At 72.2% G+C, this 9,724-nt stretch carries 7 protein-coding genes; 3 read left to right on the forward strand and 4 right to left on the reverse strand.

Annotated elements, in window-relative coordinates:
* The first annotated feature begins 187 nt into the window (after nucleotides 1-187).
* Nucleotides 188-1,033 (forward strand): alpha/beta hydrolase, encoded by an 846-nt coding sequence (locus AB0M26_RS17735; RefSeq protein ID WP_365261592.1) that lies wholly within the window; start codon nucleotides 188-190, stop codon nucleotides 1,031-1,033.
* A gap of 14 nt (nucleotides 1,034-1,047) precedes the next feature.
* Here the strand turns inward: AB0M26_RS17735 and AB0M26_RS17740 are convergent, their stop codons facing one another.
* The 4 genes from AB0M26_RS17740 to AB0M26_RS17755 form a co-directional block, all read right to left on the reverse strand.
* On the reverse strand, nucleotides 1,048-1,320 hold the full coding sequence (locus AB0M26_RS17740; protein WP_365261595.1) for a hypothetical protein: 273 nt from the start codon (nucleotides 1,318-1,320) through the stop codon (nucleotides 1,048-1,050).
* Nucleotides 1,321-1,390: 70 nt separating this feature from the next.
* Nucleotides 1,391-1,747 carry a VOC family protein gene (locus tag AB0M26_RS17745; RefSeq protein ID WP_365261598.1) on the reverse strand — a complete coding sequence of 119 codons (357 nt, stop codon included), beginning with the start codon at nucleotides 1,745-1,747 and terminating at the stop codon, nucleotides 1,391-1,393.
* Nucleotides 1,748-1,792: 45 nt separating this feature from the next.
* Entirely contained in the window at nucleotides 1,793-4,162 is a 2,370-nt protein-coding gene (locus AB0M26_RS17750) for a SpoIIE family protein phosphatase (protein ID WP_365261601.1), read from the reverse strand.
* 333 nt (nucleotides 4,163-4,495) lie between these two features.
* On the reverse strand, nucleotides 4,496-5,218 hold the full coding sequence (locus AB0M26_RS17755) for a PAS domain-containing protein (protein WP_365261605.1): 723 nt from the start codon (nucleotides 5,216-5,218) through the stop codon (nucleotides 4,496-4,498).
* Nucleotides 5,219-5,549: 331 nt separating this feature from the next.
* Here AB0M26_RS17755 and AB0M26_RS17760 point away from each other — a divergent pair, with 331 nt between their 5' ends.
* Both AB0M26_RS17760 and AB0M26_RS17765 read left to right on the forward strand, forming a co-directional pair.
* A complete protein-coding gene (locus tag AB0M26_RS17760) occupies nucleotides 5,550-8,813 on the forward strand; it encodes a cytochrome P450 (RefSeq protein ID WP_365261608.1) in 3,264 nt (1,087 codons plus the stop codon).
* 219 nt (nucleotides 8,814-9,032) lie between these two features.
* A complete protein-coding gene (locus tag AB0M26_RS17765) occupies nucleotides 9,033-9,497 on the forward strand; it encodes a hypothetical protein (protein ID WP_365261611.1) in 465 nt (154 codons plus the stop codon).
* The last annotated feature ends 227 nt before the right edge of the window (nucleotides 9,498-9,724 follow it).

Consider the following 9,724-nt stretch of genomic DNA (forward strand, 5'->3'; position numbering starts at 1 on the left):
CCACCCGACCGCGGGGCCTGTGTCCAGCCGACAGCGGCGCGCGGGGACCGTTTTGACCTGATTCGGGGGGCGTTCACGGAAAGGTCCGCGAACTCGGGGCTACCGAACGGTAATTGTTCCTGACATCCTGTCTACCCGCCCATCCCCGCGTTCACCGGCGTCGCACGGCGACGGTCAGGAGCACCACATGTCCGCAACGGTTTCCTTCACGGTCGACTCACCCACCGGCGCGTACCCGGTCTCGGTGGTGTACGAGCGACGCGGCTCCGGTGAGCCGCTGCTGCTCCTGCACGGTATCGGCCACCACCGCCAGGGGTGGGACCCGGTGCTGCACATCCTCGCCGCGGAACGCGACGTGATCGCCATCGACCTGCCGGGCTTCGGGGAGTCCCCCGCACTGCCCGAGGGCGTATCGCACGATCTCCCCACAGTGGTGCCGGTGCTCGGCGCACTCTGCGAGGCGCTGGAGCTCGACCGGCCGCACGTCGTGGGGAACTCGCTGGGCGGGCTGCTGGCGCTGGCGATGGGCCGCGACCGGCTCGCACGGTCCGTGACCGCCCTTGCCCCCGCCGGATTCTGGTCCGAGGCCGAGCGGCGCTACGCCTTCGCGCTGCTCCGCGGCATGCGCGCGGGCGCCCGGATTCTGCCACCGCCCATGGTGGAGCGGCTGTCCCGCTCCACTGCGGGCCGCGCGGTGCTCGTCAGCTCCATCTACGCGCGGCCCGGGCGGCGTTCACCGGAGGGCGCGGCGGCCGAGACGCTGGCGCTGCGCGAGGCGAGCGCCTTCTGGCCCACACTCGCCGCGGGCCGACCCGTCGTGTTCAGTGATGACGTGCCCGGCGTACCGGTCACGATCGCCTGGGGCACCCGCGACCGGCTGCTGATTCCCCGTCAGGGCGTCCGCGCCAAGGAGACCATCCCCGGCGCGCGTCTCGTACGGCTTCCGGGCTGCGGCCATGTGCCGATGAGCGACGACCCGGCGCTCGTGGCGCGGGTGATCCTCGACGGCAGCCGTACGCCGGCGGTCGCGTAGGACCGTCGCGCCGGTCAGATCCGGCGGCGCAGAACCTCGATGGCGACGAGATAGGTGACCGCCGACACCAGCAGCAGGCCGCCCGGAATCCAGGACGGGCCTCCCGTGGCCAGTGCGGCGATCAGCCATACCCCGAGCACGACGGTGAGAACGCCGTCGCAGACGGCCATGGCCAGGACGTCGATCTCCTGCTCCCGCGGGTCGCCCCCGGCCACGACGCGCCCGGCCTCCCGGCGCCCGCCGCGCGCGCAGACCCAGGCCGGCAGGCCGAACCCGGCCGCGCCCACTGACCCGGCGCGCCCCCACGCCACCGGACCCCGGCGCGACGGCGAACGCGCACGCGTCAGCTCTTGTCGATCACGTCTTGTCGATCACGCAGAACCGGTTCCCCTCGGTATCGGCGAGCACGACGAAGTCGGAGTCGTCCTCGTAGAGGTCCCAGTCGACCCGCTCCGCCCCGAGTGCGACCAGCCGCTCGACCTCCGCGGCCTGGTCCGTGGCGTACAGGTCCAGATGCAACCGGGGGTGTTCCTGCACCGGGGTCTCGCTCAGGCCGAGCGACAGCGCGGTCCCGGGCCCCTCGGCCGGTACGAGAACGGTCCAGCCGTCCTCGACGTCCCCGTCACGCGGAACGTAGCCGAGCGCGCGCATCCAGAACACCGCGGCCCGCCGTACATCGGCGGCGCCCATCACGACGGATCCCATGGTCAGCACGGGCGAATTCTGGCACGCCGAGACCGATGCCGTGAGGGATGCGCTTCATCGCTCGGCCAGGAGCTGCTCGCACCAGATCGTCTTGCCCACGCGCGAGTGGCGTGTGCCCCAGCGCTGGGTGAGCTGGGCGACCAGGAGGAGCCCGCGTCCTCCCTCGTCGGAGAGGCGGGCCCGGCGCATGTGCGGGGCGGTGCTGCTGGCGTCGGACACCTCGCAGATGAGCGTATGGTCCCGCAGCAGCCGTAGCTGGATGGGGCCTTGGGCATGGCGGATGGCGTTGGTGACCAGCTCGCTGGCGACCAGTTCGGTGATGTGGACCGCGTGCTGGAGTCCCCAGTCGTGGAGCTGGTCGATGACCCAGGACCGTACGTATCCGACGGACTCGGGTTCGACCGGCACATCGAGGACGGCGACGTGGTCGGAGTCCAGGGATCGCATGTGGGCGATGAGGAGGGCGACGTCATCGGCCGGGGGACGGGTCGGCAGCAGGTCGTCGAGCACGGCCTCGCACCGGTCGCTCAGCGACGACGCGGGCTTCTCGAACGCCCGGCGCAGGCTGTCCAGGCCCTCGTCGATGCCGCGCTCCCGGTAGTTGAGCAGGCCGTTGGTGTAAAGGGCCAGCAGGGTGCCCTCGGGCAGGATCACCTCGGCCGATTCGAACGGCAGATGGCCGAGCCCGAGCGGGGGCCCGGCCGGCAGCTGAAGAATCTCCACCGCCCCGTCCGGGTGGACGACGGCCGGAGGCGGCTGTCCGGCGCGGGCGATGGAGCAGATCTGCGAAACCGGATCGTAGATCGCGTAGGTACAGGTGGCGCCCAGATCCGTGGCCTGGGTGTCGACGAGCTCGTCCTCGGCGGCGAGACGGATCACCAAGTCGTCGAGGTGCGTCAGCAGTTCGTCCGGGGGCAGGTCCACGTCGGCCAGCGTACGGACGGCCGTACGGAGGCGGCCCATGGTGGCGGCGGCGTGGATGCCGTGCCCGACGACATCACCCACGACCAGTGCGACGCGCTTGCCCGACAGGGGAATCACATCGAACCAGTCGCCCCCGACCCCGGAGCGCCCTCCGGCCGGCAGATAGCGCGAAGCGACCTCGACCGCGGTCTGCGTGGGGAGCCGCTGCGGCAGCAGGGTCTGCTGCAGGGTCAGGGCGGCGGTGTGCTCACGCATGAAGCGGCGCGCATTGTCCAGGCATACGGCGGCCCGCGCCACCAACTCCTCGGCCAGGAGCCGGTCGTCGTCGCTGAACGGCACCTTGGCCCGCCTGAGGAAGAGCGTGACGCCCAGCGTCGTGCCCCGCGCACGGATGGGAACACCCATGATCGCCTGGAAGCCGGACTTCGCGAAGCCGAGCGTTCGCACGGGGTCGTCGGCCAGCCATGCCTGCGTGGCCGGATCCTCCACCAGTTGCAGCACGGAACGCCCCGTCGCCATACAGCGCACGGGGGCCGACTGCGCCGGGTAGACGTCCACGTCCCCCGGCTGCAACAGGGCTTCCGGTGCGCCGGGGTTGACGGACTGGTTCGCCACCCGCCGCAGGGCCACACCACCGGTGAACGGGCCCGGTTCCTCCCCTTGCAGCAACGTCTCCAGCAGATCCACATGGACCCAGTCGGCGAGCCTGGGAACGGCCATCTCCGCGAGTTCCTGGGCGGTGCGCGTCACGTCCAGGGTGCTTCCTATGTGGGTACTGGCCTCGTTCAGCAGGTTCAGCCGCGCGCGGCTGCGGACCTGTTCCGTGATGTCCACGACGGTCGCGCAGATGCCGAGCATCCGTCCGCCGCGGTCCTGGAGCGGGGAGGCGGCGGCCGAGAAGATCATGTCGTGCTCGGGATCGGAAGGCATGCGGCCGCGCATCTCCCCCGAATAGACCGGTTCGCCCGTCTCCAGGACCCGCCGCATGCGCCGCTCCCAGACCACGGCATCCGGGCCGGAGAGGATCTCCGGCAGGCGCTTCCCCAGCCGGTCGGCCTCCGATACGCCCGTCAGCCGCGCCATCGTCTCGTTCTGGCGCACGCACTTCAGGTCCGTGTCGTAGACCGTCATCGCGACCGGGGAGCGTCTGTAGAGCCAGTCCAGCATGGCCTGCTCCTCCCCCAGGAGCAGGGAGTCCCCGGGGAACGCCGCGGTCACAAGCCACTGACGCTGCGTGCTGCCGTCGGGGAGGAAGCGGTAGCCCTGTGCCGCCAGGTGCAGGAGGCGGCCGCTGGCATGTCGCGCGGTCACCTCGCCCACCCAGTCGTCCTGGGTGCGTGGCGGGATCCAGAAGGGCGGGTCGCTGCCCGGTACGAAGAGGTCCGTCGCGGGCCGCCCGATGACCTCCCGCCCGGCGTGGCCGAGAAGCCGCTGGGCGTCCGGGCTCCATCCGGTGACGACCCCGTCCTCGTCGATCATGAACGAGGCCCAGCGGGACAAGTCCCCTCCCCGAGATTCCCGGCCATGGAGAAGGGCGTCTTCGGTGTTCATACCGCCCTGCCTCAGTCCGATGGAACCCGGATGGCCTGCACATCCCTGGGCCGACGCCAAGCCCTACGCCTTCAGCATGCTCTTCGAGCAGGCCCGGTTCAAATGGGGCGGAAACGGCAGTGGGGGCCATCACCACCGGCCGGGAGCGCGCACGGGAGGCGAGTCGAGGGGTCGCGCGGGACGTCGCGGTCGGGCCGTACGGGCGGTCACGTGGAGTGATGACTTCATGACAGCAAGCACGCGAAAAGGGATGCGCGCAGAGGTCCGGTAATTGTGCCGCGATCAGGCGTCCACAGGTCCGGCCGCGGGCGGCCAGTGGCCCGGTGACAGAACACCGAGGGCGTACGCCTTGGCCACCAGCGCCGTACGGTTCGGGGTCCGCCAGCGTCGCGACAGCCGGGTGACGTGGTAGTTGACCCCGTCCACGGTCAGGCCCGTCGCCTTCGCGATCGCCGCGGTGGTGAGCCCCGCGGCGGCCAGGGACAGCACCCTTCGTCCCACCGGGCCGACCTCGCCGTCATCCCGGGGGCGGCTGCCCCGCTCCGCCGCCTCGCGCGGCGCGGCGTCGACGGACCGGAGCACGACGAGCAGCGCGGGCACCGCGTGGGTGCCCTCGCTCACCGGGTCGACGGTCAGCTCGCCGCGCCGGTCCGCTCCCCCGGACGTCCAGCCCACCGCCAGCGGGTAGCGCGAGCGCCGGCCCACCCGGAGCGCGTCGGCGATCCGCTCCAACTGGGCCGAGGCCCGCGGATGGAAGAGGTCCAGCACATTGCGGCCGGTGAGCCGCCCCGCGGGCAGCCCCCACTCGGCGCCCAGGGCCGGATTGGCCAGCAGGATCTCGCCGTCCGTCCGGCACAGAGCCATGGCCAGGGGCATGCGGTCGAACAGCATGAGGAAGCGGTTGCGCCAGGCGATGGCCTCGGCGCAGCGGGTCCTCTCCGCTGCACCCGCCTCCGCGGTGGCCGCCCTCAGGTCCGCTGCGGCCTCCTCCGGCTCCTCGGGCATGCCCGTGCACCCCGGTCCAGCGCCGCTCCCCTTCGCCCGGCCCACGTCCACCGCTTCTCCCGGTCCCTGCCCGCCACTTGCTCCGGCCCCCATCTCCCGGTACCGCCCGCCGAACGGCCCGCGCGGATCAGTACGCAGGCCGCCGCGCAAGTCCCTACCGCGGGGAACCGCTACACGTTCCTGCAGTCGGCGCACACGGAACCGTACGCCACCGGGGACAGGGTGGAGTCAGGCGCCCTCGGGCCGGCCGGACCGCACGGAGTACGACGCGGTGCCCGGCGGCCGGGGCGGGCGCCGCCGCATCGAGCCCCCACCGGAAGAAGTACTGGTGATGACGACCGACACGACAGTCCTCCCGCACCACGACGCCGTCCCCGTCGTGGACATCTCCAGGACCGGTCCCACGAGCAAGCCGTTGCAGCAGGCCATGGATCTGGCCCGCCGTCACGGTCCGGTGTTCCGGCGCCGGTTGCACGGAATGGAGACCCTGTTCGTCAGCTCGCTCGACCTCGTCACGGAGCTGTCGGACGAGGCCCGGTTCGCCAAGTACGTGGGCCCCGCGCTGGAGAATGTCCGTGAGTTCACGGCGGACGGGCTGTTCACCGCTTACAACGACGAACCCAACTGGGCGAAGGCGCACGGGGTGTTGATGCCCGCCTTCGCCCTCGGCTCGATGAGGGCCTACCACCCGGTGATGCTGCGCGTCGCCCGGCGGCTCATCGCCTCGTGGGACACGGCAGCTGCCTCGGGCCGGCCCGTCGACGTGCCGGACGACATGACGCGGATGACGCTCGACACGATCGGACTGGCCGGATTCGGCTACGATTTCGGGTCCTTCGCCCGCAGCGAGGCGCACCCGTTCGTCGCGGCGATGGTCCGCTGCCTGGAGTGGGCCATGACCCGGCTGGGCAGCTCCCCGGACGGCGACTACGAGGTGCAGGACGCTGCGTTCCGCGTGGACGCGGACTATCTCGCACGCGTGGTCGACGAAGTGGTGGGCGCACGGACCGGCGGGGGCGGCCCGGGTGGCGCACCTGGCGGGGACGATCTGCTCGGGCTCATGCTGGGCGCCGGTCACCCGTCCCACGGCACCACGCTGGACACGGCCAACATCCGCAACCAGGTCATCACGTTCCTCATCGCCGGTCATGAGACGACCTCGGGCGCGCTCTCGTTCGCGCTCCACCACCTCCTCAAGGACCCGACGGTGCTCCGCCTCGTCCAGCGGGAGGTGGACGCGCTGTGGGGCGACGCGGCCGACCCGGACCCGACGTTCGAGGACGTCGGACGACTGCGGTACACCCGTCAGGTCGTCAGCGAGGCGCTGCGCCTGTGGCCGACGGCCGCGGCGTTCGGCCGTGAGGCGCGCGAGGACGTCCTGCTCGGGGGGCGGATCCCGCTGCGCGCGGGAGAGCCCGCCATCGTCCTGACCCCGATGCTGCACCGCGATCCGGCCTGGGGCGACAATCCGGAGCTGTTCGACCCGTCACGTTTCACTCCCGAGGCGGAGGCGGCGCGGTCCCCGCACGCGTACAAGCCTTTCGGTACGGGTGAACGGGCCTGTATCGGGCGGCAGTTCGCGCTCCACGAGGCGGTCATGCTGCTGGGGCTGCTGGTGCACCGCTACCGGCTGCTCGACCACACGGACTACCGGCTGGAGATCAAGGAGACACTGACCCTGAAGCCTGACGGCTTCACCATCATGCTCGCCCCGCGGACCCCGGGCGACCGCGTCGCCGACCGCACGGCACTCCCGGGGCCTCGACCCGCACCGTCCCAGGAGCCGGGCGGGGCCCCGGCGGCGGGTGCGGTTCCGGGCAGCGCACCGCCCGTACGGATCGCGCCGGGCACCGAACTGCTGCTCCTGCACGGGTCCAACTACGGCACCTGCCGCGGCTTCGCTCAGCAACTCGCCGATGAGGCCGAGGACCTCGGCTTCCGCCCGCCCGTGACCGCGCCCCTGGACGACCACGCCGGCCGGCTGCCCACCGACCGGGCGGTGGTGATCGTGGCGGCCTCCTACAACGGCCGGCCCACGGACGACGCGGCGGCCTTCGCGGAGTGGCTCGAAGAGGCCGGGCCCGGCACGGCTAAGGGAGTCACGTACGCGGTACTGGGCGTCGGGGACCGCAACTGGGCCGCCACCTATCAGCACGTGCCCACCTTCATCGACGAACGGCTCGCGGAACTGGGCGGCACGCGTCTGACCGAGCGCGGCGCGGCGGACGCCTCCGGCGATCTGGCCGGCGCGGTCGACGCATTCGCACAGCGGCTCTCACACGCCCTGCTGGAGCGGTACGGCAGTGGGGAGACGGGCGGGAGGGCCTCAGGCGTGCCGACAGCCGTGCTCCGGAAGGCCGAACCGGCCTTCACCGTCACGGAGTTGACGGGCGGGCCGCTCGACGCCCTGGCCGCCCGCCACGGCATGACCCGGATGACGGTGACCGAGGCCCGTCCGCTCACCGCGCCCGGGTATCCGAGGGTCAAGCAATTCCTGCGGGTCGCCCTGCCGGAGGGGGTCTCGTACCGCACCGCCGACCATCTGACGGTCCTGCCGGTCAACGATCCGGCTCTCGTGGACCGTGCGGCGGCGGCGTTCGGCGCGGACCCGGACGCGGTCCTCGACATCCGCGCGAGCCGCCCGTCACGGAGTGCGCTCCCCGTCGACCGGCCCGTAACCGTACGAACCCTGCTCGGCCACTTCGTCGAACTCCAGGACCGGCCGACTGCGGGCCAGTTGGCCGAGCTGGCGGAGATCGATCCGTGCCCGCCGGAGCGTGTCGCCCTCCGGGCGCTGGCCGACGACCCGGAGGCGCGGGAAGCCGATCCCCGGACCCTGCTGGAGATCGTGGAGGACCATCCGGCACTGCGCGAGGTCCTCACCTGGCCGGTGCTCCTGGACCTGCTGCCGCCCCGGCGCCCTCGCCACTACTCGATCTCCTCCTCACCGACCGCCGATCCCCGCCACGCGGACCTGATGGTCTCGGTGCTGCGCGCCCCGGCGCGCTCGGGACGCGGTGAGTTCACCGGTGCGGGATCGGGATTCCTCGCGGGGCTGGTGCCCGGCGACACCGTGGCCGCCCGGATCCAGCCGTGCCGGGAGGCGTTCCGGGTGACCGGGCACGAGACCACCCCGCTGATCCTGGTCTCGGCGGGTACGGGGCTGGCTCCGTTCCGCGGGGCGATCGCCGACCGGCGCGCCCGTGCGGAACGGGGAGAGCAACTGGCGGCCGCACTCTGCTACTTCGGCTGCGACGCCCCGGACGGTGACTTCCTGCACGCGGACGAACTGCGGGTTGCGGACGCCCTGGGCGCCGTCTCGCTGCGCCCGGTGTTCAGCGCCCGGCCGGAGCGCGGCCACCGGTTCGTGCAGCACCGCATCGAGGGCGAGGGCGAGGAGGTGTGGTCGCTGCTGGAGCGCGGCGCGCGGGTGTACGTGTGCGGTGACGGGGCACACATGGCTCCCGGGGTGCGCGAGGCGTTTCGCGCCCTCTTCGCGGCGCGGACAGGAGCGGCGCCCGATGCGGCAGCCGCCTGGCTGCACGGCCTGATCACGCAAGGGCGGTACGTGGAGGACGTCTACGCGACGGGGTGAACGGGCTTCCACGAGCGGACCGGACGACCGGGCGGCGGTGCCCGGTCGTCCGCCGCGCGTCGGGCGCCGCCCTCGCCCGGAACGGGCCTGGGCCCGCTGGCCGGGGCGGCCATGGAGTATCTGCTGCTCACGCTCCGCGTCCACGTCCTGTGCTCTGATGACTCGACCGGACATTCCAGACGTCGGCGAACAGGCCGCGTCATTCATACTGGGGGCCACTTGTCCAGAAAACTGAGGGCGAGAGCGATCGGCGGCACTGCCGCGGCACTCGTCGCGCTCGGCGGCACCGTGCTCTTCGCCACGCCTTCGCAGGCAGCGGAGTCGAGCACCACGGCGACGGTGTGGGACTACGTCCACGGATGCAACTACACGGTCAGCGCCTGGAGTTCGTACGACGGCGGGGGTGAGGTCCTCAATGCGGTCACGGACGCGACGGCCACGTCGTCGAGCTGCGCGTCGCAGTTCAACGGCGGCACTGTGACGGCCCAGATCGTGTGCGACAACGCATCGTCGACCAACCTGAAGTACCCGATCAGGACCGCGGTCGCCTGGCGCCCGTACGGCGCGACGTCCTGCTACGCCCGGTTCCGCTACAGCCCGACCGGCTTCCCGGGCACATGGGGCACCGAGTACCGCATCGGCTGGTGGCCGGCCTTCGGATGGCAGAACCCGTACGCGGCCTGACCGGCACGGCGGTCCGACCGGCCTGACCGGCACGGCAGTCCGACCTCCCGAACCGGCACGGCGGTCCGCCCCCGAACACGGCGCCGGGCCCGTACGCGACCTGACCCCTCGTACGCGCCCGGCGCCGGCCACCCCCATTACCTTCTTCGTGGCCCCGCAATGGGGCTCCCGGCCTCTGGAGCTGGCATGACTGGGTCCCCCTGTCGAGTGCATGGCCTGGGGGGTGG

The organism is Streptomyces sp. NPDC051776 (genome assembly GCF_040681345.1).
GTDB lineage: Bacteria > Actinomycetota > Actinomycetes > Streptomycetales > Streptomycetaceae > Streptomyces.

Excerpts from the sequence above, each read along its gene's own strand:
- AB0M26_RS17735 (WP_365261592.1), top strand. The coding sequence starts at position 188 with ATGTCCGCAACGGTTTCCTTCACGGTCGACTCACCCACCGGCGCGTAC.
- AB0M26_RS17755 (WP_365261605.1), bottom strand. The coding sequence starts at position 5,218 with ATGCCCGAGGAGCCGGAGGAGGCCGCAGCGGACCTGAGGGCGGCCACC.
- AB0M26_RS17760 (WP_365261608.1), top strand. The coding sequence starts at position 5,550 with ATGACGACCGACACGACAGTCCTCCCGCACCACGACGCCGTCCCCGTC.